Genomic DNA, 26,735 nt, shown 5'->3' on the forward strand with positions numbered 1-26,735 from the left:
TCTTCATGTAGGCGTTGGTCTGCGGTGTCTGCTTCTCGGGCTTGCGAGCCGTCAGGTTCACGCAGAAGAAGGCGGCGTTGGCCACTTCCAGCTGCTCCGCATGGGCATGGATAAAGCTGAACAAGCTGGGATGGAAGTTGCCATAACGGATGGAGGCGCCAATCAGCACCTTGCCATACTTGCTGAGATTACACATAGGCAGGGTATGCAAATCGTGCATCACCACCTCGCACCCTGGCATCTCCTCCAACATGACATCCACGATTTTCCGCGTCTGACCGTCACGGGAAGAATAAAGCACCAAAATCTTGTTCATACCTACCTCAACTACGCCAGAATGCAGGAGTAAACAGTACCAGAAGCGTGAAGATTTCCAATCGTCCAAACAGCATGGCCACGATCAGTATCCACTGGGCTGTGGCCGAGATCTTGCCGAAGTTGGCCGACACCTCCCCTAGTCCCGGCCCCACGTTGGTGAATGCGGCCGCCACGGCGGAGAAGGCGGTCACCTCATTCAGCCCCGTCATCAACAGCAACAGCATGAACATGAAGAACAGGATGATGTAGGTCGCAAAGTAGCCCCACACGGCTTCGACAATCCGCTCAGGCACGGCGCGACGCCCCAGTTTCAGGGTATAGATGGCGCGCGGGTGCACCAGCCGCTTCAACTCTCGCATCCCCTGCAGGAACAGGATCATGAAGCGCATCACCTTGATGCCGCCCCCGGTGCTGCCGGCGCAACAGCCGATGAAGGCGGAAAACATCAGCAGCATGGGCAGGAAGGAGGGCCACTCCGCATAGCTGGTGGTGCTGTAGCCTGTGGTGGTGCCCAGCGACACCGCCTGGAACAGGCCATGGTTGAGCGCCTCCTGCCAGGAGGCGTAGTGGCCGTGAAACAGCAGGGAGACGAAGCAGATCAGCACCAGCACGCACTGGATGCTTAGGAATACCTTGAGCTCGGAGTCCCGCAGATAGCTGCTCAGGCGCACCGGCTTGTGGGCGAACACCATGAAGTGCAGGGCGAAGTTGACGCTGGCCAGCAGCAGGAACAGCACGGTGATCAAATTGATGGTCGGGCTGTTGAAGAAGCCGATGCTGGCATCATGGGTCGAGAAGCCTCCCACCGACAGGGTGGAGAAGGAGTGGCAGATGGCGTCGAACAGCGTCATGCCCGCCATCCAGTAAGCCAGGGCGCAGAGGGAGGTGAGCAGCAGATAGATGAACCAGAGCGCCTTGGCCGTCTCGGCGATGCGCGGGGTCACCTTGTTGTCCTTGACCGGCCCCGGGATCTCGGCGCGATAGAGCTGCATGCCCCCGATCCCGAGCAGCGGCAGCACGGCGACTGCCAGCACGATAATCCCCATGCCCCCCAGCCACTGCAGCAACTGGCGGTAGAACAGAAATGCCTTGGGCAGCTCGTCCAGCCCGGTCAGCACGGTCGCCCCCGTGGTGGTCAGGCCGGAGAACGACTCGAAAAAGGCCTCGGAGACCGACATGCTCGGCACGTCGCTGAGGATGAAGGGGACGGCCCCCACACTGCCCAGCACCACCCAGAACAGCACGACGATGAGGAAGCCTTCCTTGGACCTGAGATCTTTCTTCTGATGGCGGTTGGGGAACCAGAGCGCGGTGCCGAGCAGCAGGGCGATGAAGAAGGAGTTGACGAACTCGGCCCCCCCGCCATCTCGGTACCCAAAAGCCACCATCGCAGGCAGCAACATGGTCGAGCTGAACAGCGCGACCAGCAGACCCACGATACGGATGATGCTCAGAATCTGCATTCCGGCTCCCTCTTCAGACTAAAAGAGCGATGGATTCTAGCCATCTAGAGGACGAAGGGATACCCGACCCTGAGTTCGGTCGGTCAATTCCTGTGCGATTCTGCTCCAAACAGCGGCTTCCCACGCCACCTGCAGGGTGACGCTGGCGCCGTAATCGGCCGCCAGCAACTGACCCTGGTGTGCCTGGATCAGCGTCTCCACCGCGCCCATGTCGGTATAGTCGCACTGGATGAGGGAGGGGGTCTGCTGACGCTTGATCCGGGTCTCGAGCCGCTTGAGAGCGGCCCCCACGCCACCGCCATAGGCCTTTACCAGGCCGCCGGTGCCGAGCAGCACGCCGCCGTAATAACGCACCACCACGGCGGCAACCTCGCCGAGACCCGCCCCCATCAGCTGGGCCAGCATGGGTTTCCCTGCCGTCCCCGACGGCTCGCCGTCATCGCTGAAGCCGTAGACCTGGCTGTCCTGCGGTGACCCCGCGACAAAGGCCCAGCAGTGATGCCGGGCCCCGGGATGTTGCCGTTTGATCTCGTCGATCCAGGCCTTGGCGGCGGCAACGGTCGGTGTGTGGGCAATACAGGTGATGAACCGACTCTTCTTGATCTCTTCGCTCACTTCCAGCGGGGCGGCCGGTATGGGGTAGTCTGCCGCCATCAGAGCCCTGCTTGTCGGGTCAGGTTCTCCACCCCGTTGGCATGCAGGACCACGTTGTCCTCGATGCGGATGCCCCCATAGGGGCGCAGGGCCTCGACCCTGTTCCAGTTGACCCGCTTGCCCTGTTCACCCTGGCGCAGCGGTTCCAGCAGGCTGTCGATGAAGTAGAGGCCCGGCTCTATGGTGAATACCTGACCCACCTCCATCATCCGGGTGCAACGCAGATAGGGGAACTGCTCGGGAGCGGGCAGATGGGTACCGCGCTCGTCCTGCATGAAGCCGCCGGCGTCGTGTACCTGCAGGCCAAGGAAGTGGCCCAGGCCATGGGGGAAGAACGCATTGGTGACCCCGGTGTGGATCATCTCGTCCACCGACATGTCCACCAGCTCGGTGGCTTGCAGCAGGCGCGCCAGCCTGTGATGCATCTGCAGGTGCAGTTCGCTGTAACGACGGCCCGGCTTGATCTCCTTGATAATCTCCTGCTGCTGGGCGTCCAGCGCCGCGATGAGATCGGCAAACTCGCCCCGGCGCCAGGCCCAGGTGCGGGTGATGTCGGAGGCATAGCCGTGCACGTCCACCCCGGCATCGATCAGGAAGGAGTGGCGCTCCGCATCCGGCACCCGCTGGGTGGAGAGGTGGGTGTAGTGCAGGATGGCCGCATTGCGGTTGATGGCGACGATATTGCCGTAGGGCGCATCATTGGCCCCCTGCCCGACCGCCTTCATGTAGGCCAGGTTGATCTCGAACTCGCTCGCCCCCGCCATGAAGGAGTCCTTGGCCGCGATGTGGCCGCGCACCCCGATGCGGTTCGCATCGCGCAGGCACTCCAGTTCATAGGGCGTCTTGTAGGCACGGTGATAATGCAGATAGTTGAGCACCGCCTCCGGATTGGGTTGCCCCAGCCCCAGCAGCTCGGCCACCTCCAGGTGGCCCCCCAGATAGGCCCACTCCTGCTTGTTGGCCGGCAGGTGATCCGCCACCTGCTCAGGCCGGGTCAGGAAACGGATGTCGAAGAAGTCGATCCAGAAGGCAGTGGGCAGATCCGCCACCTTGTGCCAGAAATCCACCGGCCGGTAGAACAGCAGCACCGGCTTGCTCACCCCGTCCACCAGCAACCAGCAGTGGGGATTGTCCAGCACCGGCAACCAGGCCTTGAACTGGGGGTTCACCTTGAAGGGGTAATCTTGATCGTCGAGGAAGATGCGGTGAGTCTGGCCGGCATGGATGGCCAGTCCGCTCAGCCCCTGCTGCTGCAGTATGTCGCGGGTGCGCCGCTGAAGGGTGTCGAGATGCTGGGCAAAAAGTTGGCTGTAACTGCTCATGGCGTCCTGCTCCGGGCGAATGTGACTTCAGCATAACATCAAGCGAATCAAGGCTCGAGCCGCCAGGCTTTCGCTTCGTGAGGTAACGCATAGGTTACAGGGTTTTTGTTATTAAACGAAAACAGACAATTAACAAACAAAGAACAATTCAATACACTGCCCACAGACAGTAGATAACAGCCGTCAGGAACGACTCATGCAAAACCTTTGTCTGTGGACACCGGATCAGGACAGGATGCAGCACTCCAACCTCCATAGGTTCATGGCCGAGGTCAATCACTTCCACGGCCTGCAACTGCGCAGCTACCCCGATCTCTATCAATGGTCGGTGGAGAAGACCACCCGCTTCTGGCCGCTGGTGTGGCAGCACTGCGGCGTCAAGGGGGAGCTCGGCAACATAGTGGCGGAGAACCGCCAGGAGATGCAGCGTGCCCGCTGGTTCCCGGACAGCCGGCTCAACTTCGCCGAAAACCTGCTGCGCCGCCAGGACGAGAGCCCGGCCATCATCTCCCGCATCGAAGGGAGCCCAAGCCGCGCCCTGAGCTGGCGCGAGCTGGCGGATCAGGTGGCCCGCCTGGCCCAGTGGCTGCGCGGCCAGGGCATAGGTCGGGGCGACGTGATCGCCGCCTATCTGCCCAATATCCCGGAAACCGTGGTGGCCATGCTGGCAACCACCAGCCTGGGCGCAATCTGGACCTCCACCAGCCCCGACTTCGGCGAAGCCAGCGTGGTGGAGCGCTTCGGCCAGACCCGGCCGCGAGTGCTGTTCGCGGTGGACGGCTACCGCTACGGTGGCAAGGCCATCGACATTCAGGAGAAGGTGGCCGGCGTGGTGAGCCAGATAGACAGCATAGAGCAGACGGTGATGATCCCCCTGCTGGGCAACGCCCTGCAACTGGGTCACGACTGGCAGCAGGTGCTGGCCAGTCAGCCCAGCGCCCAGCTCGCCTTCGAGCCCATGGCCTTCAACGATCCGCTCTACATCCTCTATTCGTCCGGCACCACCGGCAAGCCCAAGTGCATCGTGCACGGCATAGGCGGCACCCTGCTGCAACATCTGAAAGAGCACCAGCTGCACTGCGACATCAAGCCGGGGGAGCGGATCTTCTACTTCACCACCTGTGGCTGGATGATGTGGAACTGGCTGGTCAGCGCCCTCGCCTCCGGCGCGACTCTGGTGCTCTACGACGGCTCTCCCTTCTACCCGGACGGCAACGTGCTCTGGGATCTCGCCCGCGACGAAGAGGTCGCCCTGTTCGGCACCTCTGCCAAGTACCTCGACGCCCTGCACAAGCAGGGCTATGCCCCCATCAAGACCCACCAGCTGCCACAACTGCGACTGATCTGCAGCACCGGCTCAGTGCTGTCGCCGGAGGGGTTCGACTACGTCTATCAGCAGATCAAGCAAGACGTGCAGCTCAGTTCCATCTCCGGTGGCACCGACATCTGCTCCTGCTTCGTCATCGGCAACCCGCTCAGCCCCGTCTACCGCGGCGAGAGCCAGGGGCGCGGCCTCGGCCTCGCGGTACAGGTGTTCAACGAAGCGGGCCAGCCGGTACAGGGGGAGAAGGGCGAGCTGGTCTGTACCAAACCCTTCCCGGCACAGCCCATCGGCTTCTGGGGGGACGAGAGCGGCGACAAGTACCACGCCGCCTACTTCGAGCGGTTCGACAACGTCTGGTGCCACGGCGACTGGATCGAGCTGACCCCGACCGGCGGCGTCCTGTTCTACGGCCGCTCCGACGCCACCCTCAACCCGGGCGGCGTGCGCATCGGCACCAGCGAAATTTACCGCTATGTCGAGCAGCTCGACGAAGTGGAGGAGAGCATCGTCATCGGCCAGCAATGGCAGCAGGACGAGCGGGTAGTGCTGTTCGTCAAGCTCAAGCCAGGTCTCATGCTGGACGAAGCGCTGCGCGAGCGCATCCGCCAGCAGGTGCGCCAGCACTGCACCGCCCGTCACGTGCCCGCCCGCATCCTGCAGGTGGATGCCATCCCCCGTACCAAGTCCGGCAAGATTGTGGAGCTGGCGGTGCGGGAAGTGGTGCACAACAGGCCCGTCAACAACACTCATGCCCTCGCCGATCCCGAGGTGCTGAACCAGTATCGCGATCGTCCCGAACTGGCCAGTTGATAACAAACTCACATCCATCCGAGGCGCCGCAAGGCGCCTCTCTCTTGTCCATTCCGTGATGGAGAGCTTTTACTCGACAACTGTTAAACAAATGTTTTAAATAGGTGTTGAAAATGTCTCCTTTTGGATCAATAGTGAGCCTCGCCCCCTGCTGGGGATAAAGGAGCACCATTCCCCACAGAGTGGGAACAAGGAGACACTCTCATGATCTACCAAGGCGAAACCCTGACGGTCAGCTACCTCGAAGACGGCATTGCCGAACTGAGGTTCGATGCCCCGGGTTCAGTCAACAAGCTGGATCGCGCCACCCTGCTCTCCCTGAGCGAAGCGATCGCCGCATTACAGCAACAAGCCGATTTGAAGGGTCTGATCCTCACCTCCGGCAAAGACGCCTTCATCGTCGGCGCCGACATCACCGAATTCCTGGAACTGTTCGATCTGCCGCAGGAAGATCTGCTCGGCTGGCTGAAAAAGGCCAACGACATCTTCAGCGCCATCGAAGATCTGCCGGTGCCGACCCTCTCCGCCATCAAGGGCCACGCCCTGGGCGGCGGCTGCGAGACCATCCTCTCCACCGACTTCCGCCTGGCCGACACCAGCGCCAAGATCGGCCTGCCCGAGACCAAACTCGGCATCATGCCGGGCTTTGGCGGCACCGTCCGCCTGCCACGGGTGATCGGTGCCGACAACGCGCTGGAGTGGATCACCACCGGCAAGGATGTCCGTGCCGATGACGCCCTCAAGGTGGGTGCCATCGACGCCGTGGTCGCGCCAGAGGCGCTGCAGAGCGCTGCGCTGCAAATGATCAAAGACGCCATCGCGGGCAAGCTGGACTGGCAGGGCCGCCGCGCCGCCAAGAAGGCCCCGCTGCGCCTCTCCAAGCTGGAAGCCATGATGAGCTTCACCACCGCCGCCGGCATGGTTGCCGCCGTGGCGGGCAAACACTATCCGGCCCCCATGGCCGCCGTGAAGACGGTGGAAGCCGCCGCCGGCATGGGTCGTGACGACGCGCTGGCCGCCGAAGCCGCCACCTTCATCAAGCTGGCCAAGACCGACGTGGCCAAGGCGCTGGTCGGTATCTTCCTGAACGATCAGCACATCAAGGCGCTGGCCAAGAAGGCTGCCAAGCAGGCAAGCAAGGCCACTGGCCACGCCGCCGTAATGGGTGCCGGCATCATGGGGGGCGGCATCGCCTACCAGTCCGCCAGCAAGGGCATCCCGGCGGTGATGAAGGACATCAACGAGAAGGCGCTGGCACTTGGTATGAATGAGGCCACCAAGCTGCTCAACGGCCAGCTCGAGAAGGGTCGCATCGACGGCATCAAGATGGGCCAGGTGCTCTCCGCCATCACCCCGACCCTCAGCTATGACAACGTCAAGCATGTGGATGTGGTGGTCGAAGCCGTGGTCGAGAACCCGAAAGTGAAGGCCGCCGTACTGGGCGAAGTGGAAGGCGTGATCGGCGAAGACGCCGTGCTCGCCAGCAACACCTCCACCATTCCCATCTCCCTGCTGGCCAAGGGGCTGAAGCGCCCGCAGAGCTTCTGCGGCATGCACTTCTTCAACCCGGTGCACCGCATGCCACTGGTGGAGATCATCCGCGGCGAGCAGACCTCCGATGAAACCATCAACCGCGTGGTGGCCTATGCCGCCGCCATGGGCAAGTCCCCGGTCGTGGTCAACGACTGTCCGGGCTTCTTCGTCAACCGGGTGCTGTTCCCCTACTTCTTCGGCTTCAACAAGCTGGTCGCCGATGGTGCCGACTTCGCCGCCGTCGACAAGGTGATGGAGAAGGAGTTCGGCTGGCCCATGGGCCCCGCCTACCTGCTGGACGTGGTCGGCATCGACACCGGCCACCACGCCGGTGACGTGATGGCGCAGGGCTTCCCGGCGCGCATGAGCAAGGATGGTCGTACCGCCATCGACGTGATGTACGAAGTGAACCGCTTCGGTCAGAAGAACGGCAAGGGCTTCTACGCCTACGAGCAGGACAAGAAGGGCAAGCCGAAGAAGGTGGCCGACGCCGCCAGCTACGAGCTGCTGGCCCCCATCGCCAAGCCGAAACAGGATTTCGACAAGGACGCCATCATCGCTCGCATGATGATCCCGATGATCAACGAGGTGGTGCTCTGTCTGGAAGAGGGCATCGTCGCCACGCCAGCCGAAGCCGACATCGCACTGGTCTACGGTCTGGGCTTCCCTCCCTTCCGCGGCGGCGTGTTCCGCTATCTGGACACCATTGGTCTGGATCGCTACGTGGCCATGGCCGACCAGTATGCCGACTTGGGCCCGCTCTACCGCGTCAGCGACCGCTTGCGCGAGATGGCCGCCCAGGGCAAAACCTTCTACTGATTGCGGAAAGGAGATCCATTCATGAAAGACGTAGTCATTGTCGACTGTATCCGGACCCCGATGGGCCGGTCCAAGGGCGGCGCCTTCCGCAACGTGCGTGCAGAAGACTTGTCCGCGCACCTGATGACATCCATCCTGCTGCGCAACCCCAACCTCGACCCGAACGAGATCGAGGATATCTACTGGGGCTGCGTGCAGCAGACCCTGGAGCAGGGCTTCAACATCGCCCGCAACGCCGCACTGCTGGCCGGTATTCCGAAGCAGGTGGGGGCGGTCACCGTCAACCGTCTGTGCGGCTCCAGCATGCAGGCGCTGCACGACGCCTCCCGCGCCATCCAGGTGGGTGATGGGGATATCTTCATCATCGGCGGCGTCGAGCACATGGGTCACGTGCCCATGAGCCACGGCGTCGACTTCCACCCCGGCATGGCGAAGTCGGTGGCGAAAGCCTCCGGCATGATGGGGTTGACCGCCGAGATGCTCGGCAAGTTGCACGGCATCAGCCGCCAGCAGCAGGACGAGTTTGCCGCCCGCTCCCACCGCCGCGCCCACGCCGCCACCGTGGAAGGGCGTTTTGCCAGGGAGATCGTCGGGCTGGAAGGCCATGACGCCAGCGGCGCCCGCTTCTTCTACGACTACGACGAAGTGATCCGCCCGGAGACCACGGTCGAGACTCTGAGCCAGCTGCGCCCGGTGTTCGACCCGGTCAACGGCACCGTCACCGCCGGCAGCTCCTCGGCGCTGTCCGATGGCGCTGCCGCCATGCTGGTGATGAGTGCGGACAGAGCCAAGGCCCTCGGCCTCACCCCGCGCGCCCGCGTGCGCGCCATGGCCATCGCCGGCTGCGACGCCGCCATCATGGGTTACGGCCCGGTGCCGGCGACCCAGAAGGCGCTCAAACGGGCCGGTCTGACCGTCGGCGACATCGACCTGTTCGAGCTGAACGAGGCGTTTGCCGCCCAGTCCCTGCCCTGCGTGAAGGATCTCGGTCTGCAGGATCTGGTGGACGAGAAGGTGAACCTGAACGGTGGCGCCATTGCGCTGGGTCACCCCCTCGGCTGCTCCGGCGCCCGCATCTCCACTACCCTCATCAATCTGATGGAGGAGAAGGATGCGACCCTGGGGGTGGCCACCATGTGCATCGGCCTGGGTCAGGGCATTTCCACCGTCTTCGAACGAGTGTAAGTAACGCCCTGGCCGGCTCGCCGGTCAGGGGGAAACAACAGACACGGGCCCGCCCCTGCATCCCGGCGCAGCGGGCCCCATCACAGGTGTTGGGGCCGCCTTTGCGACCCCGTTATCGAGTCTGTGGAGTGCGCCACACGGGGTGCACTCCTGTCGTCGGAATCTGCGTGTTGGCCGGCCCGTTTGGGTCGGCCTTTTTTATTCTTTTCCCGCGATCGGGGTCAATCCGGGGGCTATATTGCCCATAACTTCACATTAGAGGGGGGCCTTGCTTGCTTTTTGCTCCCCCGACAGGTTCAATCTGCACAAAAAAATGGGTGGATGCACATACATATGTCAACGAGCAAACAACTGCTTATCGTCGACGACGATCAGGAGATCCGCGAGCTGCTCAACGAATACCTGACCCGGGCGGGCTTTCAGGTATTGACCGCGGCAGAGGGCAACGAGATGCGCCAGCAACTCGCCCAGCACAGCCCGGACCTCATCATTCTGGACATCATGATGCCCGGCGACGACGGCTTTACCCTCTGCCAGCAGATCCGTCGCGACTCCCAGGTACCCATCATCATGCTGACCGCCGCCTCCGACGAGGCGGATAGGGTGATCGGCCTGGAGCTTGGCGCCGACGACTACATCGCCAAGCCGTTCAGCCCGCGCGAGCTGCAGGCCCGCATCAAGGCGCTGCTGCGCCGCGCCGAATTCCGCCAGCCGGAGAAGGAGAAGGAGCCGAGCCGCCGGCTGCGCTTTGCCGAGTGGACCCTGGACACCCTGAGCCACCAGCTGACCCACGACGACGGCAGCCTGCTGGACCTCTCCGGCAGCGACGCCATGCTGCTCGGCATGTTCCTGCAGCAGCCCGGCGTGGTGCTGGACAGGGATACCATCTCGGACGCCACCCGCGGTCGCGAGAGCCTGCCCATGGAGCGCGGCATCGACGTGCAGATCAGCCGGTTGCGCCAGAAGCTGGGTGACAACGGCAAGAGCCCGCGCATCATCAAGACCATACGTGGCAGCGGCTATATGCTGATCGCCGAAGTCCACGAGATCCCGTAACAGGCAGGCTGTACGGCGAGAGGCACGAGTGGCCTTGAACGGCAAAAGAGAGGCCCATGACGGGTCAACGGCAAGGCGCAGAGGTAACCACCCCATGCTGATCGACAAGAGGCGCGAAAATCCGTGAGAACGAGATGGTTCTGGCGTGCCCTGGTGCCCCGCTCCCTGCTGTCACGGATGCTGCTGCTGTTGCTGCTCGCCATCCTGCTCTCCCAGACCATACTCACCGGCATCTGGATGCAGCAGATCCAGAAGCGGGAGCTGGAGGGCATGCTCAGCACCACCCGCAACCTGGCGCTGTCGGCCGCCTCCACCGTCAACTTCTTCAAGTCCCTGCCGCTGCAGTACCGCCACATCGCGCTGGATCAGCTGCGCAACATGGGGGGCAGCCGCTTCTTCGTGTCCCTGAACGAGGAGGAGATCCACATCAGCGCCATCCCCGACAGCGAGCGCAAGACGCTGGTGCTGAAGGAGGTGCAGGAGGTGCTGACCCGCAAGCTCTCCGACGCCATGGCCATCAAGGTGGACTTCTCCCGTCCCGAGGAGCTGCACGTCTTCAACAACGACACCCTGCTGGCGGACCTCCCCTCCTCCTGGGCCCGCTACACCCTGTCACTGGAGCCCATCAATCCGCCGGTGCTGGTGACCCAGATCGAGATAGAGCCGGGGGAGTGGCTCTACTTGGCGGCCCTGCTGCCCGCCCCCTATATGACGCTGGACGACACCGTGATGCCGAGCAACCAAGTGCGCTTCATCGCCCTGATGACGGTCTTCCTCTGCTTCTTCACCTTCATGCTGGTGCGCTGGCAGACCCGCCCCCTGCGCCGGCTGGCCAAGGCGGCGGTCAACCTCGGCAAGGACATCGACCAGCCGTCGCTCAAAGAGGAGGGAGCCTCCGAGATCGTGGCCGCGACCCGCGCCTTCAACATCATGCAGCAACGCATCCGCCGCTTCATCGACGATCGGGAGCGGCTGTTCAGCTCCATCTCCCACGATCTCAAAACCCCCATCACCCGGCTGCGGCTGCGAGTCGAGCTGCTGGACGACGAGGTGCAGATCGCCAAGTTCAACAAGGATCTCGACGAGCTGGAGCTGATGGTGAAAGGGGCGCTGCAGACGGTGAAGGAGACCGACATCCACGAGAACCTCGAGCAGATCGACATCAACGCCCTGCTGGAGCAGATGGCGGAGTCCATGAACCTGCACGAGGATCTGCTCACCATAGAGGGGCACTGCAAGTGGCCCTACCGCGGCAAGCTGCTGGCTCTCAAGCGTTGCATCGGCAACCTGGTGGACAACGGCATCAAGTACGGCCAGAGGGTGCGCGTCATCATCATGGATGACGAGGAGATGCTGATCCTCTTCATCATGGACGAGGGCCCCGGCCTGCCGGAAGATCAGTTCGAACGCATCTTCGAGCCCTACTATCGCCTCAGCAACGACCCCTCCGGGACCGGGCTGGGCCTTGGCATCGCCCGCAACATCGCCCACGCCCACGGCGGCGATCTGGTGCTGGAAAATCGCCCCCAGGGCGGCCTGCAGGCCACCCTCTCCCTACCAAGGCAGTAATGTATGAAGTGGTTGTCGTTTTCTGTCATCGCCCTGCTCTCCCTGCCCGTTCGCGCCTCCCAGGTGGAGGTGTTGCACTGGTGGACCTCCGGCGGCGAGGCCAAGGCGGTGGAAGTGCTCAAGTCGGAATGGGCCGAGCAGGGCAACCAGTGGAACGACTTCGCGGTGCAGGGCGGGGGCGGCAAGAGCGCCATGACGGTGCTCAAGAGCCGGGCCCTGGCGGCCAACCCGCCGGAGGCGGCCCACCTCAAGGGGTACGAGCTGCACGAGTGGGGCAGTCTGGGCTTCCTGCGCGATCTCACCCCCATGGCCGAACACCTCGGCTGGTACCCGCAACTGCCGCCCATGGTGCGGGAGACCCTGAGCCAGAACGGCGCCCTGATGGCGGTGCCCACCGGCATCCACAGGGTCAACTGGCTGTGGCTCAACCGCAAGGCGTTCGAGCGGCTGGGGCTCAGGCCTCCCACCGACTGGGCCCAGTTCGTGGCGGTGGCGGAACAGTTCAAGGAGAAAGGCATCACCCCGCTCGCCATCGGCAACGAACCCTGGCAGCTCGCGGTGCTGTTCGAGACGGTAGCCCTCGGCGAAGGGGGCAAGATCTTCTACCGCAAGGCCTTCCTCGAACAGGACAGCGCCACCCTGACCGGCCCCGACATGGTGCGGGTGCTGACCCGCTTCCAGCAGCTGCGCGCCTATGTGCCGGAGAAATACGCCGGCCTGAAGTGGCACCAGGCCACCAACCTGCTGGAGAGCGGCGGTGCCGCCATGCAGGTGATGGGGGACTGGGTCAAGGGGGAGCTGAGCGCCGGCAACTACCGGCCCGGTGAGGATATCGAGTGCCTGCCGAGCCCCGGCAGTGCCGGGCTGTTCAGCTACAACCTCGACTCCATCGCCATGTTCAAGCAGCGGGACCCCGCCCAGCTGCAGGCCCAGGGCGAGCTGGCCAGGCTGCTGATGACGCCGAGATTCCAGGAGGAGTTCAACCGGGTGAAGGGCTCCATCCCGGCGCTCATCAAGCCGGACATGAGCAAGTTTGACCGCTGCGCCATCCGCTCCTATCAGGATTTCCTCCACGCCGAGCAGCAGGACAACCTGCTGCCCAGCATGGCGGAGGGGATGGCGGTGCCGACCAACATGCGTCAGGGGATCATGGATGTGCTGAGCAGTTTCTTCAACGATGCCAGGGCCAACCCGGAGCAGACGGCGCTGCAGCTGGAGCGCGCCATGCGCTCGACCCGATCCGGCGCGGAGCAGAAATGACAAAGGCGGAACCTGTCCGCCTTTGAATGCCGAGAGCCTGGCTCTCAGGAGGGATCGTTCTCGTCCTCATCCTCGTCGTAATAGTCGCTGAGCTCGATCCAGAGCCCCAGCCCTATCATCACCATGGAGCCGAACCAGGTACCGGTATTACCGATCGGGCTGCCCAGCACTATCATGGCGAACGACAAGAACCCCATGCCCGCGTAGGCTTGCAATCTGCCGTAGGAGACCTGCATATTCACACCTCCTTGTTGAATATGGTTCAATTTTTATATTACTCATCGAGCGGAGCCTGGGTAGAGCCGGTTCACATTTTGGTAGCATATGCTGCATAACCGCACCGTGGTTTGATTATTTTTTCGCCGTGAGTATCATTGCTGGCTGAATTGGTTGAAGGTTGATTATTGATGAGTGCTTTATTCTGCGACGCAACTCATGAGTTGGACGCAATCGGGCTTCGTTGCCCGGAACCCGTGATGATGGTTCGCAAGAAAGTGCGGCTGATGGCCGAGGGAGAGACCCTGCTGGTCAGCGCCGACGATCCCTCCACCACCCGCGACATTCCCAGCTTCTGCCGCTTCATGGACCACACCCTGGTCGCCAGCGAGACAGAGCAGGCCCCTTATCGCTATCTGATCCGCAAGGGTCAATAAGCCCAGTACCGGAGCAATCCATGACGATTACCCGAATCGGCACCACGGCCCGCTGGTCTGATGTTGTCATCCACAACGGCACCCTCTATGTGGTGGAAGTGCCCGCCACCGACGAGGCCGACATTCACCAGCAGACCCGTGAGGTGCTGGAAAGCCTGCAGCGTCTGTTGGAAGCCAGCGGCTCCGGCGTCGACAAGATACTGATGGCCAACATCTATCTCAAAGACATCGCCGATATCGGAGCCTTCAACGCCCAGTGGGACGCCTGGATCCCTGCGGGTACAGCCCCGGTTAGAGCTTGCGTACAGGCCCGCCTCGCCCACGAAGGCTACAAGGTGGAAGTGCAGCTGACCGCCGCTGTCTGAGCCGCCCGCCCAGTCTGAGATAGCAAGAGGCCCCGCCATGACTGGCGGGGCCTCTTTATTTGGCGCGAACCGGGCCGCTTAGGCGGTCGGGGTCAGGGTGATGGTCACCCGGCGGTTCTGGGCCTTGCCCTCGGCGGTGCTGTTGGTGGCCACCGGCTGATCCGGGCCCACACCGCTGATGGCGATGCGGCTGCCCGCCACGCCCTGACCGATCAGCTGGGCGGCGACGGCATCGGCGCGATCGCGGGAGAGCTTCATGTTCAGCTCGCGGGAGCCGGTGCTGTCGGTGTGACCGACCACGTTCAGCCGGGTCTTGTCGAACTCGGCCACCACCATGGCCACGCCGGACAGGGTGTTGGCACCGGCCGCCTTTAGCTGGGCGCTGGAGCTGTCGAAGGTGACGTTGTTCGGCATGTTCAGGATCAGCTCGTCACCGTTGCGGGTCACACTGACCCCGGTGCCTTGCAGCTTCTCGCGCAGCTTGGCCTCCTGCACGTCCATGTAGTAACCGATACCGCCACCCAGGGCCGCACCGGCCGCCACGCCGGTCAGGATGCCCTTCTTACGATCCCCCTTGCTGGAGGAGAGTGCCCCCACGGCGGCGCCGGTCGCCGCACCGGCCAGCGCGCCCCAGGCCCCCTTGGAGGTCTGGGATTCACCGGTATAGGGGTTGGTGGTGCAGCCAGTGATGGCGACGGTCAGGGCAAGGGCAGGAACCAGTTTCTTGAAATGCATGAAAAATCTCCGAAAAAGAACGACGCTAGCCGATGGCCGCGCATTCTAACCCAGAGAGGCGCCAGAGTGTGACGCTGAGGATCGACAAAGCGCCACAAGGAAACCGGGTCTCCTTGTGGCGCAAAGATGGCGGAACCTGCACCCTGCAGGTCGGGCATCAATATTTGATGTCGCGGGCCTGGTCTCGCCCTTCCTGCTTGTTCTCGCGGTGTTCCTGGCGGCAGTCGGCGTTGCCGACCAGCCCCTCGCGGCACTCCTGCTTGGCGTCGCGGGATTCCTGACGGGTGTCCTGACGCACATCGCGGGCCTCGCGCCGCTGCCTGGCCTGCTCGGTGGCTTGCACGGGCAGTACCGTCGACAGGGCGGTGGCCGCCAGCAGCATGAATACAAATTTCTTCATGATGACTCCTGAAAGGGATGAAACGCAGCGGATCGGCGTCTCTCAATTATACACCGAGCCCGGTGGGGCCCGGCACATCAGTACTTGACGTCGCGCGCCTCGTCGCGGGCGTCCTGCTTGCTGTCGCGATGGTCCTGGCGGCAGTCGGCATTGCCGACCAGCCCCTCGCGGCACTCCTGCTTGGCATCGCGGGACTCCTGACGGCTGTCCTGGCGGATGTCACGGGCATCCTGGCGCTGCTCGCCCTGATTGGTGGCCTGGGCCGGTACGGCGGCAAGCAGGGTGCAGGCGGTCAGCAGGGCGGCGCCCAGGCGAGAGATGGCAATGGTCATGGGAACTCCAATAAGGGTTGACGGCGGGGGAATGCTCCCGGCCTCAATACTTGATATCACGAGCCGCTTCACGGGCATCTTGCTTGTGGTGGCGATGCTCCTGACGGCAATCGGCATTGCCAAGGAACTCTTCCTGGCGGCAGTCGCGCTTCTGTTCGCGGGACTCCTGGCGGACTTCCTGGCGCAGATCCCGCGCGTCGCGGCGTTGCTGGGCTTGTTCGGTGGCCTGGGCCGGCAGGGCCACCAACAGGGTGCAACCGGCCAGCAGGGCTGACAGCAACGCGCTACGGCCAAAGCGAGGAGTTGAGGTCTTCATGTCGAGGCTCCTGTATGGATGGACGGACGTCGGGGCGGTCACGGGGATCAGTACTTGACGTCGCGGGCCTTCTCGCGCACGTCCTGCTTCACCTCACGCTTGTCCTGGCGGCACTCGTAGTTGTCCTTCTGGTCGTTCTCGCGGCAATCCTGCTTGGCGTCGCGGATCTCGGGACGCACCTCCTGGCGCACGTCGCGGGAGTCCTGGCGATCGGTCGCCTGGGCGGGCAGGGTCGCCAGCAGGGAGCAACTGGCCAGCAGCAGGCTGGCGAGGGTACGGGGGCGGAATGAATTCAGTGACATAGGGAAATCCTCGTGATGGATATCCCGATTCTGGGCAGCCACGACTGTATGCCGGCTGTACCGGCAGCGAAAATGGGCTCCCCACGGTGGCGGCTTCTGGCATGGCAGGGACCAGCCAGCCATGCTCGTTCATCTTGGCAACCACCGGCATCCCGAGGCACCGACCAGGGTGACACAGGTGGCCTTGCAAGCCCCGGCAGAGACATCCTCGAGGTGCGCGAGGCGCTGAGCCAGGTCCTTCAACCCTGCTGATTCGGGCCCAAAGAAGAAGGGAGGCCCAGGCCTCCCTTCTTCGCTCACTCCCCCATTCACTCCGGCATCGCTTGCTGGCATTCGGCGTGACAGGGGCAGGTCACCAGGTGATCGTTCACCATGCCCACCGCCTGCATAAAGGCGTAGCAGATGGTGCTGCCGACGAAGGTAAAGCCGCGTTTTTTCAAGGCTTTTGACATGGCATCCGACTCCGGCGAGGTCGCCGGAATGTCGCCATTCCCCTGGCGCCGGTTGACCATGGGGGCGCCGCCCACGAAGCCCCACAGATAATCGACAAAGTCGATGCCTTCGGCCTCCAGCGCCAGATAGGCGCGGGCATTTTTGATGATCGACTGCACCTTGAGCCGGTTGCGGATGATGCCGCTGTCCTGCATCAGCCGCTCCACATCCCGGTCGTCGAACTGGGCGATGCGCACCGGATCGAAGTCCGCATAGGCGCGATGGTAGCTCTCGGTGCGCTTGAGGATGGTGATCCACGACAGCCCCGCCTGCTGGCCATCGAGGCAGAGCTTGGCAAACAGCTCGCGCGGGTCATACACCGGCCTGCCCCACTGCTTGTCATGGTATTCGATGTATTCCGGGTCCTTGGTCACCCAGGCGCAGCGCAGTTCCATTTCCTCTCCCCTGTCATTTCATCGGCCATCCACAGGCCGCTTCCGCTGGCGACATCATAGGGCAAGCGGCAGCATAGCCCCACTAATCCCCTGTAATTTCGCCTATTATCCGACCATGCCAGACGGTATACTCCCTCGGTTCACATTCAGCAAATCTTGCTCTGATTTCATTTCGCGCGAAAAACACTATGCAAAAATTCGATGTCAAAACCTTTCAGGGCCTGATCCTGCAGTTGCAGGACTATTGGTCCCGCCAGGGCTGTACCATCATTCAGCCGCTGGATATGGAAGTGGGTGCCGGTACCTCCCACCCCATGACCTGCCTGCGCGCCCTGGGCCCGGAGCCCATCGCCTGCGCCTACGTGCAACCGTCCCGCCGTCCGACTGACGGCCGCTACGGTGAGAACCCGAACCGCCTGCAGCACTACTACCAGTTCCAGGTGATCATCAAGCCGTCCCCCGACAACATCCAGGAACTCTACCTCGGCTCCCTGAAAGAGCTGGGCATGGATCCCGAGATCCACGACATCCGCTTCGTGGAAGACAACTGGGAAAACCCGACCCTGGGCGCCTGGGGTCTGGGCTGGGAAGTGTGGCTGAACGGCATGGAAGTGACCCAGTTCACCTACTTCCAGCAGGTGGGCGGCCTCGAGTGCAAGCCGGTCACCGGCGAGATCACCTATGGTCTCGAGCGTCTGGCCATGTACATCCAGGGCGTGGACAGCGTCTACGACCTGGTCTGGTCTGACGGCCCCCTGGGCAAGACCACCTACGGTGACGTCTTCCACCAGAACGAGGTGGAGCAGTCCACCTACAACTTCGAGCACGCCGACGTGGAGTTCCTGTTCCACTGCTTCGAGCAGTACGAGAAGGAAGCCCAGTCCCTGCTGGCACTGGAGAAGCCGCTGCCGCTGCCCGCCTACGAGCGCATCCTCAAGGCCGCGCACTCCTTCAACCTGCTGGATGCCCGCAAGGCCATCTCGGTCACCGAGCGTCAGCGCTACATCCTGCGCATTCGCACCCTGACCAAGGCCGTGGCCGAGGCCTACTACGCCTCCCGCGAGGCGCTGGGCTTCCCGATGTGCCAGCGTGGCAATAACGAGCAGCAAGGTTAAGGAACGGACATGGCACAACATACATTTCTGGTAGAGATCGGCACCGCCGAGCTGCCCCCCAAGGCCCTGCGCTCCCTGGCCGAAGCCTTTGCCGACAACCTCAAGAGCGAACTGACCAAGGCCGACCTGGCCTTCGGCGACGTCGAGTGGTTCGCCTCACCGCGCCGTCTGGCGCTGAAGGTGAGCGCACTGGCCGCCGAGCAGCCGAGCAAGAGCGTCGAGAAACGCGGCCCGGCCGTGGCCCAGGCGTTCGATGCCGACGGCAAGCCGACCAAGGCCGCCGAAGGCTGGGCCCGTGGCAACGGCATCACAGTCGAGCAGGCCGAGCGTCTGATCACCGACAAGGGCGAGTGGCTGGTTCACAATGCCCGCGTCGAAGGCCGTCCGGCCCGCGAACTGCTGGGTGAGCTTGTCGCTTCATCTCTGGCCAAGCTGCCCATCCCCAAGATGATGCGCTGGGGCGACAAGACCATCCAGTTCGTGCGTCCTGTCTTCACCGTGACCCTGCTGCTGGATGGGGATCTGGTCCCCGCCCACATTCTGGGTATCGACTCCGCCCGCACCCTGCGCGGCCACCGCTTCATGGGCGAGAGCGAGATCACCATCGACAACGCCAGCCAGTACCCGCAGATCCTGCAGGAGCGCGGCAAGGTCATCGCCGACTTTATGGCGCGCAAGGCCAAGATCAAGGCTGACGTCGAGGCCGCCGCGGCCGCCTTCGGTGGCGTGGCCGATCTGGACGACGCCCTGCTGGAAGAGGTCACCGCCCTGGTCGAATGGCCCGTGGTGCTGACCGCCAACTTCGAAGAGAAGTTCCTGGCCGTTCCGGCCGAGGCCCTGGTGCACACCATGAAGGGTGACCAGAAGTACTTCCCGGTCTACGACAAAAGCGGCAAGCTGCTGCCGAAGTTCATCTTCGTCACCAACATCGAGTCCAAGGACCCGAGCCAGATCATCAGCGGCAACGAGAAGGTGGTGCGTCCCCGTCTGTCTGACGCCGAGTTCTTCTTCAAGACCGACCTCAAGCAGAAGCTGGCCGACCACCTGCCGCGCCTCGAGACCGTGCTGTTCCAGCAGCAGCTGGGGACCGTGCGTGCCAAGGCCGCCCGCATCGAGGCCATGGCCGGCTTCATCGCCGCCAAGGTCGGTGCCGACGTGGGCCAGGCCCAGCGTGCCGGTCTGCTCTCCAAGTGCGATCTGATGACCAACATGGTCGGCGAGTTCACCGACACCCAGGGTGTCATGGGGATGCACTACGCCCGTCACGACGGCGAAGCCGAAGCGGTGGCCCTGGCCCTGAACGAGCAGTACATGCCGCGCTTCGCCGGCGATGCGCTGCCGTCCGGCCTGGTCTCCTGCGCCGTGGCCCTGGCCGACAAGTTCGACACCCTGGCCGGCATCTTCGGCATCGGTATGCTGCCCAAGGGTGACAAGGATCCGTTCGCCCTGCGCCGCGCCGCCATCGGTGCCCTGCGCATCATGACCGAGAAGCAGCTGGATCTGGATCTGGTGGAGCTGGTCGAAGAGGCCGTCAGCGTCTACGGTGACAAGCTCACCAACAAGACAGTCGTCACCGACGTGGTCGACTTTATGCTGGGCCGCTTCCGCGCCGCCTATCAGGACGAAGGCATAGGTGCCGACGTGGTGCTGGCCGTGCTGGCCCGCCGCCCGACCCGTCCGCTGGACTTCGATCGCCGCGTCAAGGCCGTCAGCCACTTCCGCACCCTGGATGCCGCCCTGGCCCTGGCTGCCGCCAACAAGCGCGTCAGCAACATCCTGGCCAAGGTCGAAGGCGATCTGCCGACTGCCGTCAAAACCGAACTGTTGCAGGACGCTGCCGAGCAGGCGCTGGCCACCCAGGTTACCGCCCTGCAGGCCGAACTGGCCCCGCTGTTCGCTGCCGGTGACTATCAGGCCGCCCTCACCCGTCTGGCCGCCCTGCGCGAGCCGGTCGATACCTTCTTCAACGAGGTGATGGTGATGGCCGACGACGAGGCCCTCAAGGCCAACCGTCTGGCGCTGCTCAACAACCTGCGCAACCTGTTCCTGCAAGTGGCGGATATCTCCCTGCTGCAGTGATTCTGGTTGAGTAAGTGATATTAAAAACGGCGCCGTTAAGGCGCCGTTTTTTATAAAATATCATCCATATGCCACATTCTTACCTTTCATTCTTTAATTCTCTCACATAACTTGACTGTTCCGCCGTTGAATTTATATAAAGCGCATGGCTTACCTATATCAAATACACCTATTTCATTTTGTGAGTCTATGGCTTTAGACACGAAGTTAAGCATTTTAATTTCAACACTCTCCCTTTTTTCTAGCGCGTCGTTAAATTCTATTTGTGCATCAGCAGCATAGAGGGTTCTCATTCCAATGACAGCGATATCTCCCTTTGACACTTTGGTCTTTTTTACCAATGCCCCACGAATTTCATCCTCTATTATTTCGAACTGAAACAAGCCTAATTCATTTGTAGATGGACATCGTGCGCCAAATATAAATTCAGATTTGAATGCAGTGAAATTATCCTTCATCCCATCATGTGTCTTCGCATGATCCAATACAGCCTGTATTGAATGCTCAACTACATCAGAAAGAAAACTCAGAGTAATTAGTGGAATTACATGCTCATCAAGAAACATATTTTCTTCACAATATACATTGTTATGTAAGAGCCGTTCTTTCTCACAAGACATAGCCAGTAAGTATTCTCTATTTTCATGAATAGGATACAACTCCGACAAATGATTTCTTATTGAATTAATAATGTGTTGAGCGACTAAAGTACTACCTGCAAAAGCAATTAAACATGTCCCCTCATATTGAAAACCATAATAATTATGAAACCATCCATCATTGAATAATGGCCGCATAACTCGAATTGGCATTTCTATAACTTTTTTAAACCCTCTAACTAGAATTCTTCCACCGCTAGTAATACTAGAGTCTGACACAACGAAAATTCCATTATCGCCCACATGTAAAGCCTGTGAATTATAACCAGCAACAATAAGTGTCATATTCCCCTCAATGTTAACAATTGAAAATCACTGCAAATTTCATTTCTTAAGTGAACGCTGGGATACCTGCATTTTGGGCACCATGGAGCCCTTAACTTACTCGTAATTTCGATTCGGTGGCAAGAATCCGTAGGTTCTATTAGCCGCAGGCGTAATCGAACGTTCGCGTAAATAGATTCTCTCGCCATAATGGCCAGCCGAGTTTCCCCTCCGACTGGCCAACCCTGACTCACGGCAACAACCAGCACAACAGCCTCACGTTCGTCCAATTACGCCGCGCCAGTTTACCCCGCATGGGGTGATGGTATCTGGTGCAGACCACTGCCTGATGAAGGCTGCCGCTTATGGTTGCATTCGATGGGCCAGCAGGTAGTCGATCAGGGCGCGTACCCGGCCGGTCTGGGCGCTTTCCCGCCGGTAGTAGAGGTGCAGGCCGGGGTGGGTCACCCACCAGGACTCCAGCACAGGCATCAGGGTGCCGGCAGCGAGATGGGGGGTTGCCACCGGCTCGATCATCTTGCCGATGCCCAGCCCCTGCCTGGCGGCATCGATCATGGCGTCGGTGTCGTTGACGATAAGCGCCGTGCCCATCTCCGGGGCTGGCGTGTTGTCGTCGAGGGCCAGCCGCAGCGCTGACAGGCGGTTGGAGGTGGTGAAGCGGTAGCGGATCAGCCGATGTTCGCTGAGCTGCGCCGGCGTCATCGGCTCGCCGTGCCGGGCCAGGTAGTCGGGGGAGGCGAACAGCGCCTCGCGCAGGGGGCCGCTCAGCGGCCGCGCCACCATGCCCTCGTCGACTCTGTCGCCTGAGCGAATGCCGAGATCTATCCCCTCCCGCAGGATGTCAACCGTGGCGTCCGAGAGGTGCAGTTCCAGCTCGATCTCGGGGTATTGGCGGCAGAAACCGGCATAGAGCGGCTGCAGGAAGCTCTGGAACACGAAGCGGGGTAGGGTCACGCGCACCTTGCCGGCGGGGGCGCGGCCATGCTGCCCGACCCGCTCCAGGGCGCCATCGAGCGTCGCCATGGCGTGGCCGGTCTGATCGTGCAGCTGCTGCCCCGCCTCGGTCAGCTCCATGCTGCGGGTGGTGCGCCGAAACAGCGCCAGTCCCAGGGTCTGCTCCAGCTGCTTGAGGGCCAGGCTCACGGTCGGGGCCGACATCTCGAGCCGGCGGGCGGCGCCGCGGATCGACCCCTCCTGCACGATACAGTGGAAAATCATCAGGCAGTGGAAGGTGGATCCTTTCATGGTGGCAGCCGCCATTGTTAGTTGATGACTAACAATCATTTTGCCCAATCCCGTCTAAAAATAAACAGTTCTCCCCCTTATAGTGGCGCCAATCCATCCATCACGGCTTTCACAGGAGAACGCATCATGAGCAAGGTGCTGGTCATTTCCGGTCATCCCGACCTGTCCCACTCTTACACCAACCGGGTGATCCTCGGCGAGCTCGAGGAGGCCGTCGACCACGTCCGGGTGCGGCGCCTCGACCAGCGCTACCCCGATGGCCGCATCGACGTGGCGGCCGAGCAGCAGGCCCTGCTGGACGCGGACATCCTGGTGTTGCAGTTCCCCTTCTACTGGTACTCGGTGCCGGCGCTGCTGAAGAAGTGGATCGACGAGGTGATGACCTTCAACTTCGCCTACGGGCCTGAGGGGGACAAGCTCAAGGGCAAGCCGCTGCTGCTCTCCCTGACCGTGGGCGGGCCGCAGGAGTCCTACCGCACGCTCGGGTACAACCACTTCGCCATCCCCGAGCTGCTCAAGCCCCTGGAGCAGCTGGCCTACCTGACCGGCATGGTCTTCGAGCCGCCGATCTGGAGCCACGGCATGGTCTATATCCCGGGGATCTACAACACCCAGGAGCTGGTCGAGGCGCGCGCCCGCGACCACGCTGGCCGGCTGATTGCCACTCTCCGGACATTGCAGCAGGCGCGTTGAGGGAGAGCAGCCTCACGTCAGCAGCTTTCACGCCCCCCGGGATGGGCATGGGCGGCAGGCACTGATATGTTGGTGCCATCCATTGATCACCGACCGAGACAGCCATGCAACGCAAGACCCTGGCCCTGCTGCTGGCCAGCCATCTGCTGGTGGGGGCTGCCGGCTTCGCCGCCGGCATCTATCTGCTGCCCATCCTGATCGCGCCGCCCGCCCCCAGCGGTGAACAGGTCGCGGCCCGTCAGGCGCAGGCGACCTATCAGGGCACCTTCAAACGGGAGCGGCAGGACAGCGATCGGCTGCACTGGGGGGAAGGCAAGGTGAGCATAGGGCCGGACGCCATCAGCCTGATGGGCAGGCTGGCGCCGGGCCCCGACTACCAGCTCTATCTGTCGCCCACCTTCGTCGAGACCGAGGCGGACTTTGCCCGCCTGAAGGATCGGATGGTGCATGTCGGGCCGGTGAAGACCTTCGACAACTTTATCGTGCCGCTCCCCGCTGGCATCGACCCCGCCCGCTACGACACCGTGATCGTCTGGTGTGAAACCTTCGGACAGTTCATTACCTCGGCCCGCTATCGGGAATGAGAGCCCGCCACCCAGGCGCGTCTCGCAGACATACCGCCAGCGAGCCCCATGCAAAAGGCGCCCGACGGGCGCCTTTTGATGATCGGCCGCGACGCCGCCGACCAGCTGCACACAACGTCTTACTCCACTGGTGCCATCAGATGCTGATAGGGGGTGCCAGACCACATGATGTAGGGGGCAGAGGTATCTGGATCTGCACCCTTCGGATACATGTCGTAGAAGGCATCATCCGCCCCGACGATCATCACGTGGGGTCCGGTCTGCAACCAGTTGTTGCTGGTGGTGGGCTGGGTCGCGTAGGGGTCGGTGTTGCTGGCATCGGTGCCGCCCTTGAGCATGTACATGAAGCCGATCTTGCCCTTGGGCGGCATCTCGTGGTTGATCCAGGCATGGGCCCAGGCCATCGCCGCCGCGTCCATGCACATGGGATCCGGCCCCGGCGTGGCCGGGTTGTCTGGCATGCAGGTGAAACCATTGCCGCCCTCGCGCAGGGTGCGCATCTTGCCGTCCGCCCCCATGGCGACGACGGTGGCGCCGGCCCCGACCTTGACGGGGGCCGCCGCCATGGCGCTGGCGATCATCGCCTCGTCTGTCATGGCTGGCATGCCGGCCTTCTCTTCGGCCTGGACCGGCGTGGCCAGGGTGATGGCCGCGAGCACGCCCAGGGCCAATAGGTGTTTGCACATAACATCTCTCTCCCGGTTGGGTGAATACGATGCAAAACAGGATCACGCACGGCCTGACTACCATGGCGGCCGTGCTGCCGGGCAGCAGCTGTCTGGTGGATGGACGGGGTGATCGAAAGCTGGCAGCCCGCAGGCAGTGACTCGCAGGTGCCATCTGTCTGACTATAGCCCCTCCGGGTCCCTTCGCCGGTGGGACCAAAAGGGCCGGCTATCGGGTGGAGTTTCGCCGCGGCGCCAAGCTGCCGGAGCAGATGCTGACCAGGGTGGTCGCGCCGGGCAGGCTGTTCGACATCGCCACCGTGGAGCAGGGGATGGGCAAGCTGCTCAAGGGGCGCAGCGACCCCTATGTGGAGCAGACCCTGGTGGCCAGGCAGACCCTGGTGGCCAGGCAGGCGCTGGCGGCCCCTGATGCTGGCCACCCCTGAAAGCTTGCCCTGACGCTCATGCCCCCTCCCGGATAACCATGGGTCGCCTGTCCCTGTGCCCTCTTGCCCCTTTCGTCTCGACGCCATAGAAAACGGCGCCCGAAGGCGCCGTTGCTCGCAGCATCGCGGGCCTATCACCCCTTGTAGGCGGGCAGCAGCTCAACCATGTTGAGCAGGTGGAAGGCGGCGGTCAGCACGCCAAAACCGATCACCAGAGCGATCATCAGCACCCCGCCGGGGGCGCGGAAGCCTTCGCCCTTGTCGCCCTGAGTCGCCCGCACCTTCCAGGCCAGCAGCGGCGGTATGATGCAGGTCCAGAGGGTTGCGACGGCACCGGCGTAGCCGATGGCCACCAGGAAGCCGAACGGGAACAGCAGGGAGAGCACCAGGGGCGGCACAAAGGTCACCGCCCAGGACTTGGCGCGACCGCCCCGGCTGTTGTCGAACTTGAACAGATCCGCCAGGTAGTCGAACACCCCCAGCCCCACCCCGATGAAGGAGGAGAGGATGGCCGCCATGGAGAAGGCGTTGAGGGCGCTCGCCACCGCCCTGGATTCGATCACCGAGCCCAGCGCCTTGAGCAGGGCATCCACGTTGCCCCCCTCTGCGATCACCGGGCCGAACTCGCTGCGCGGCAGGTTGCCAAAGACGCTCACCAGCCAGACGAGGTAAAACGCGAGCGCGATCAGGGTGCCCCCCAGGATGGCGCGGCTGGCACGCTTCTCCTCGCCGTAATAGGCGCGCATGGACGACACCGAGTGGTGATAGCCGAAGGAGGTGAGCGCCACCGGCAGCATCACCAGGGCATAGGGGGCGTAGTGGGTCTCGCTGCCGACCCGATCCAGCAGCAGATCCAGGCGGACGTTCATGGACAGGCCCGAGATGCCGAAGGCGAAGCTCAGCCCCATCAGGATCACCAGCAGCACAGAGATGCGGTCCACCGCCCGGGTGGAGTGCCACACCAGCAGGGAGAAGACCAGGGTAAAGAGGATGGAGGAGAGCTGGCTGCCCATCCCCGTCATGCCGTCTATGATGAGGCCGGCCGAGGTGATGTAGGCGTAGAGCAGAATGCCGCCGACGAAGTAGACGCTGAGGTTGTTGAGGGCGTTCACCTTCTCCCCCAGCAGATCCCGGGTCACGGTATCGAAGGAGACGCGCAGGGGGTAGCCACGATAGGATTCGAGCAGCATCCAGCCGGAGACCGTCATCACCACCATGGTCAGCGCCACCGCCAGCATGGACCAGAGGCTCCAGGCCCCCGCGCCCGCACTCGGCAGGCCCAGCATGCCAGCCCCCACACAGACGCCGGCAATGATGCATGCCCCGCCCACCAACGATGGTTTATGTTCCATTTACTTCCCCAAAGACGATTGTTGATCTGGTCGCGACCGCGGACCGTTGCATCTGCTACGCCGGTTGTCATCGTAAGATCGCGATCATCTGTGCTATCGGTGCCCAGCCGTTTGCTGCTGCGTCAGCGAGGCAAGACGTGGCTGAGGCCAGCAACCGATCCCAACATGGCAGCAGCGCCGCCATGTTGGGGGTGTGACTTTACCCTGCTCACCCCCGGGTATCAAATGTTGGCGCCATTCCCCTGGAGTCACTCCCCCGTGCGCCCCCGCCTGCCGCGGGCGCGGGCGCGGGACTATACTCAAGCCGGT

At 62.6% G+C, this 26,735-nt stretch carries 28 protein-coding genes (1 of these 28 only partly in view); 13 read left to right on the top strand and 15 right to left on the bottom strand.

Annotation, left to right across the window (positions count from 1 at the left end):
* The 4 genes in view from hemG to pepQ are tightly spaced (at most 36 nt apart) and all read right to left on the bottom strand, a layout consistent with a single transcriptional unit that may run on beyond the window.
* A protein-coding gene (gene hemG / locus I6L39_RS06095; RefSeq protein WP_216991321.1) for a menaquinone-dependent protoporphyrinogen IX dehydrogenase crosses the window boundary here: on the bottom strand, positions 1–316 show its 5' portion. 209 nt of this gene lie to the left of the window's left edge; only the first 316 of its 525 coding nucleotides appear in the window; the start codon lies at positions 314–316; its stop codon lies beyond the left edge, outside the window.
* Between the two features lie 7 nt (positions 317–323).
* Positions 324–1,781, bottom strand: a complete 1,458-nt coding sequence (locus tag I6L39_RS06100; RefSeq protein WP_042074066.1) for a TrkH family potassium uptake protein — start codon at positions 1,779–1,781, stop codon at positions 324–326.
* Positions 1,782–1,817: 36 nt separating this feature from the next.
* Positions 1,818–2,435 carry a YigZ family protein gene (locus I6L39_RS06105; RefSeq protein WP_216991322.1) on the bottom strand — a complete coding sequence of 206 codons (618 nt, stop codon included), beginning with the start codon at positions 2,433–2,435 and terminating at the stop codon, positions 1,818–1,820.
* A complete protein-coding gene (gene pepQ / locus I6L39_RS06110) occupies positions 2,435–3,757 on the bottom strand; it encodes a Xaa-Pro dipeptidase (RefSeq protein ID WP_216991323.1) in 1,323 nt (440 codons plus the stop codon). The genes I6L39_RS06105 and pepQ overlap by 1 nt, the downstream gene beginning before the upstream one ends.
* A 196-nt stretch (positions 3,758–3,953) precedes the next feature.
* Here pepQ and I6L39_RS06115 point away from each other — a divergent pair, with 196 nt between their 5' ends.
* From I6L39_RS06115 to I6L39_RS06140, 6 genes are all read left to right on the top strand, one after another.
* Positions 3,954–5,891, top strand: coding sequence for an acetoacetate--CoA ligase (locus I6L39_RS06115; protein WP_216991324.1), 1,938 nt, complete (start codon positions 3,954–3,956; stop codon positions 5,889–5,891).
* 204 nt (positions 5,892–6,095) lie between these two features.
* Positions 6,096–8,243, top strand: a complete 2,148-nt coding sequence (gene fadB, locus I6L39_RS06120; RefSeq protein WP_216991325.1) for a fatty acid oxidation complex subunit alpha FadB — start codon at positions 6,096–6,098, stop codon at positions 8,241–8,243.
* Positions 8,244–9,428 (top strand): acetyl-CoA C-acyltransferase FadA, encoded by a 1,185-nt coding sequence (gene fadA, locus I6L39_RS06125; protein WP_216991326.1) that lies wholly within the window; start codon positions 8,244–8,246, stop codon positions 9,426–9,428.
* A gap of 333 nt (positions 9,429–9,761) precedes the next feature.
* Positions 9,762–10,484: a response regulator gene (locus tag I6L39_RS06130; protein WP_042074053.1), complete on the top strand. Its 723-nt coding sequence runs from the start codon at positions 9,762–9,764 to the stop codon at positions 10,482–10,484.
* A gap of 123 nt (positions 10,485–10,607) precedes the next feature.
* On the top strand, positions 10,608–12,053 hold the full coding sequence (locus tag I6L39_RS06135) for an ATP-binding protein (protein WP_042074051.1): 1,446 nt from the start codon (positions 10,608–10,610) through the stop codon (positions 12,051–12,053).
* Positions 12,054–12,056: 3 nt separating this feature from the next.
* Positions 12,057–13,313 (top strand): ABC transporter substrate-binding protein, encoded by a 1,257-nt coding sequence (locus I6L39_RS06140; protein WP_042074049.1) that lies wholly within the window; start codon positions 12,057–12,059, stop codon positions 13,311–13,313.
* A gap of 44 nt (positions 13,314–13,357) precedes the next feature.
* Here the strand turns inward: I6L39_RS06140 and I6L39_RS06145 are convergent, their stop codons facing one another.
* Positions 13,358–13,549 (bottom strand): hypothetical protein, encoded by a 192-nt coding sequence (locus tag I6L39_RS06145; protein WP_010672410.1) that lies wholly within the window; start codon positions 13,547–13,549, stop codon positions 13,358–13,360.
* 171 nt (positions 13,550–13,720) lie between these two features.
* On the opposite strand from I6L39_RS06145, the gene tusA reads away from it, so the two are divergent.
* Together tusA and I6L39_RS06155 are read left to right on the top strand one after the other, a co-directional pair.
* Positions 13,721–13,966 (top strand): sulfurtransferase TusA, encoded by a 246-nt coding sequence (gene tusA / locus I6L39_RS06150; protein WP_042074048.1) that lies wholly within the window; start codon positions 13,721–13,723, stop codon positions 13,964–13,966.
* A 20-nt stretch (positions 13,967–13,986) separates the two neighbouring features.
* Positions 13,987–14,331: a RidA family protein gene (locus tag I6L39_RS06155; protein ID WP_042074046.1), complete on the top strand. Its 345-nt coding sequence runs from the start codon at positions 13,987–13,989 to the stop codon at positions 14,329–14,331.
* 78 nt (positions 14,332–14,409) lie between these two features.
* Here I6L39_RS06155 and I6L39_RS06160 read toward each other — a convergent pair whose 3' ends face one another.
* The 6 genes from I6L39_RS06160 to I6L39_RS06185 form a co-directional block, all read right to left on the bottom strand.
* Complete coding sequence (locus I6L39_RS06160) at positions 14,410–15,066, bottom strand: OmpA family lipoprotein (protein ID WP_042074045.1); 657 nt, start codon at positions 15,064–15,066, stop codon at positions 14,410–14,412.
* A 157-nt stretch (positions 15,067–15,223) separates the two neighbouring features.
* On the bottom strand, positions 15,224–15,466 hold the full coding sequence (locus I6L39_RS06165) for a hypothetical protein (protein ID WP_042074043.1): 243 nt from the start codon (positions 15,464–15,466) through the stop codon (positions 15,224–15,226).
* Positions 15,467–15,543: 77 nt separating this feature from the next.
* On the bottom strand, positions 15,544–15,798 hold the full coding sequence (locus I6L39_RS06170) for a hypothetical protein (RefSeq protein WP_042074042.1): 255 nt from the start codon (positions 15,796–15,798) through the stop codon (positions 15,544–15,546).
* Between the two features lie 43 nt (positions 15,799–15,841).
* Positions 15,842–16,114, bottom strand: a complete 273-nt coding sequence (locus tag I6L39_RS06175) for a hypothetical protein (protein WP_084202513.1) — start codon at positions 16,112–16,114, stop codon at positions 15,842–15,844.
* Positions 16,115–16,161: 47 nt separating this feature from the next.
* A complete protein-coding gene (locus I6L39_RS06180) occupies positions 16,162–16,416 on the bottom strand; it encodes a hypothetical protein (RefSeq protein ID WP_042074040.1) in 255 nt (84 codons plus the stop codon).
* 308 nt (positions 16,417–16,724) lie between these two features.
* Entirely contained in the window at positions 16,725–17,303 is a 579-nt protein-coding gene (locus I6L39_RS06185; protein WP_216991327.1) for a DNA-3-methyladenine glycosylase I, read from the bottom strand.
* A 188-nt stretch (positions 17,304–17,491) separates the two neighbouring features.
* Here I6L39_RS06185 and glyQ point away from each other — a divergent pair, with 188 nt between their 5' ends.
* On the top strand, positions 17,492–18,418 hold the full coding sequence (glyQ, locus tag I6L39_RS06190; protein WP_216991328.1) for a glycine--tRNA ligase subunit alpha: 927 nt from the start codon (positions 17,492–17,494) through the stop codon (positions 18,416–18,418).
* A 9-nt stretch (positions 18,419–18,427) separates the two neighbouring features.
* Entirely contained in the window at positions 18,428–20,497 is a 2,070-nt protein-coding gene (glyS, locus tag I6L39_RS06195) for a glycine--tRNA ligase subunit beta (RefSeq protein ID WP_216991329.1), read from the top strand.
* A gap of 86 nt (positions 20,498–20,583) precedes the next feature.
* On the opposite strand, the gene I6L39_RS06200 is transcribed toward glyS, so the two are convergent.
* The gene (locus I6L39_RS06200) at positions 20,584–21,441 is read right to left on the bottom strand and encodes a hypothetical protein (RefSeq protein ID WP_216991330.1); all 858 of its coding nucleotides are present in this window, start codon (positions 21,439–21,441) and stop codon (positions 20,584–20,586) included.
* A gap of 342 nt (positions 21,442–21,783) precedes the next feature.
* Positions 21,784–22,686 carry a LysR family transcriptional regulator gene (locus I6L39_RS06205; protein WP_216991331.1) on the bottom strand — a complete coding sequence of 301 codons (903 nt, stop codon included), beginning with the start codon at positions 22,684–22,686 and terminating at the stop codon, positions 21,784–21,786.
* A 126-nt stretch (positions 22,687–22,812) separates the two neighbouring features.
* Between I6L39_RS06205 and I6L39_RS06210 the strand changes: the two genes are divergently transcribed.
* Together I6L39_RS06210 and I6L39_RS06215 are read left to right on the top strand one after the other, a co-directional pair.
* Positions 22,813–23,379 (top strand): NAD(P)H-dependent oxidoreductase, encoded by a 567-nt coding sequence (locus tag I6L39_RS06210; RefSeq protein ID WP_216991332.1) that lies wholly within the window; start codon positions 22,813–22,815, stop codon positions 23,377–23,379.
* Between the two features lie 104 nt (positions 23,380–23,483).
* Positions 23,484–23,963 carry a DM13 domain-containing protein gene (locus I6L39_RS06215; RefSeq protein WP_216991333.1) on the top strand — a complete coding sequence of 160 codons (480 nt, stop codon included), beginning with the start codon at positions 23,484–23,486 and terminating at the stop codon, positions 23,961–23,963.
* Between the two features lie 119 nt (positions 23,964–24,082).
* On the opposite strand, the gene I6L39_RS06220 is transcribed toward I6L39_RS06215, so the two are convergent.
* A complete protein-coding gene (locus I6L39_RS06220) occupies positions 24,083–24,649 on the bottom strand; it encodes a hypothetical protein (protein ID WP_244462889.1) in 567 nt (188 codons plus the stop codon).
* Between the two features lie 215 nt (positions 24,650–24,864).
* Here I6L39_RS06220 and I6L39_RS06225 point away from each other — a divergent pair, with 215 nt between their 5' ends.
* Positions 24,865–25,074, top strand: a complete 210-nt coding sequence (locus tag I6L39_RS06225) for a hypothetical protein (RefSeq protein ID WP_216991334.1) — start codon at positions 24,865–24,867, stop codon at positions 25,072–25,074.
* Between the two features lie 134 nt (positions 25,075–25,208).
* Here the strand turns inward: I6L39_RS06225 and I6L39_RS06230 are convergent, their stop codons facing one another.
* Positions 25,209–26,426 (bottom strand): aromatic amino acid transporter, encoded by a 1,218-nt coding sequence (locus I6L39_RS06230; protein ID WP_216991335.1) that lies wholly within the window; start codon positions 26,424–26,426, stop codon positions 25,209–25,211.
* Positions 26,427–26,735: the final 309 nt, after the last annotated feature.

Origin of the sequence: Aeromonas sp. FDAARGOS 1409 (genome assembly GCF_019048705.1) — a bacterium.
Lineage (GTDB): Bacteria > Pseudomonadota > Gammaproteobacteria > Enterobacterales > Aeromonadaceae > Aeromonas > Aeromonas sanarellii.

Bases quoted from the DNA above. Each gene is read 5' to 3' on its own strand.
- I6L39_RS06220 (WP_244462889.1), bottom strand. From the start codon at position 24,649: ATGTGCAAACACCTATTGGCCCTGGGCGTGCTCGCGGCCATCACCCTG.
- I6L39_RS06210 (WP_216991332.1), top strand. From the start codon at position 22,813: ATGAGCAAGGTGCTGGTCATTTCCGGTCATCCCGACCTGTCCCACTCT.
- glyQ (WP_216991328.1), top strand. From the start codon at position 17,492: ATGCAAAAATTCGATGTCAAAACCTTTCAGGGCCTGATCCTGCAGTTG.
- I6L39_RS06205 (WP_216991331.1), bottom strand. From the start codon at position 22,686: ATGAAAGGATCCACCTTCCACTGCCTGATGATTTTCCACTGTATCGTG.
- I6L39_RS06130 (WP_042074053.1), top strand. From the start codon at position 9,762: ATGTCAACGAGCAAACAACTGCTTATCGTCGACGACGATCAGGAGATC.
- I6L39_RS06100 (WP_042074066.1), bottom strand. From the start codon at position 1,781: ATGCAGATTCTGAGCATCATCCGTATCGTGGGTCTGCTGGTCGCGCTG.
- I6L39_RS06160 (WP_042074045.1), bottom strand. From the start codon at position 15,066: ATGCATTTCAAGAAACTGGTTCCTGCCCTTGCCCTGACCGTCGCCATC.
- tusA (WP_042074048.1), top strand. From the start codon at position 13,721: ATGAGTGCTTTATTCTGCGACGCAACTCATGAGTTGGACGCAATCGGG.
- I6L39_RS06155 (WP_042074046.1), top strand. From the start codon at position 13,987: ATGACGATTACCCGAATCGGCACCACGGCCCGCTGGTCTGATGTTGTC.
- I6L39_RS06140 (WP_042074049.1), top strand. From the start codon at position 12,057: ATGAAGTGGTTGTCGTTTTCTGTCATCGCCCTGCTCTCCCTGCCCGTT.
- I6L39_RS06165 (WP_042074043.1), bottom strand. From the start codon at position 15,466: ATGAAGAAATTTGTATTCATGCTGCTGGCGGCCACCGCCCTGTCGACG.
- I6L39_RS06180 (WP_042074040.1), bottom strand. From the start codon at position 16,416: ATGTCACTGAATTCATTCCGCCCCCGTACCCTCGCCAGCCTGCTGCTG.
- pepQ (WP_216991323.1), bottom strand. From the start codon at position 3,757: ATGAGCAGTTACAGCCAACTTTTTGCCCAGCATCTCGACACCCTTCAG.
- I6L39_RS06230 (WP_216991335.1), bottom strand. From the start codon at position 26,426: ATGGAACATAAACCATCGTTGGTGGGCGGGGCATGCATCATTGCCGGC.
- I6L39_RS06175 (WP_084202513.1), bottom strand. From the start codon at position 16,114: ATGAAGACCTCAACTCCTCGCTTTGGCCGTAGCGCGTTGCTGTCAGCC.
- I6L39_RS06215 (WP_216991333.1), top strand. From the start codon at position 23,484: ATGCAACGCAAGACCCTGGCCCTGCTGCTGGCCAGCCATCTGCTGGTG.
- I6L39_RS06200 (WP_216991330.1), bottom strand. From the start codon at position 21,441: ATGACACTTATTGTTGCTGGTTATAATTCACAGGCTTTACATGTGGGC.
- I6L39_RS06170 (WP_042074042.1), bottom strand. From the start codon at position 15,798: ATGACCATTGCCATCTCTCGCCTGGGCGCCGCCCTGCTGACCGCCTGC.
- I6L39_RS06105 (WP_216991322.1), bottom strand. From the start codon at position 2,435: ATGGCGGCAGACTACCCCATACCGGCCGCCCCGCTGGAAGTGAGCGAA.
- fadB (WP_216991325.1), top strand. From the start codon at position 6,096: ATGATCTACCAAGGCGAAACCCTGACGGTCAGCTACCTCGAAGACGGC.
- I6L39_RS06115 (WP_216991324.1), top strand. From the start codon at position 3,954: ATGCAAAACCTTTGTCTGTGGACACCGGATCAGGACAGGATGCAGCAC.
- I6L39_RS06145 (WP_010672410.1), bottom strand. From the start codon at position 13,549: ATGCAGGTCTCCTACGGCAGATTGCAAGCCTACGCGGGCATGGGGTTC.
- glyS (WP_216991329.1), top strand. From the start codon at position 18,428: ATGGCACAACATACATTTCTGGTAGAGATCGGCACCGCCGAGCTGCCC.
- I6L39_RS06185 (WP_216991327.1), bottom strand. From the start codon at position 17,303: ATGGAACTGCGCTGCGCCTGGGTGACCAAGGACCCGGAATACATCGAA.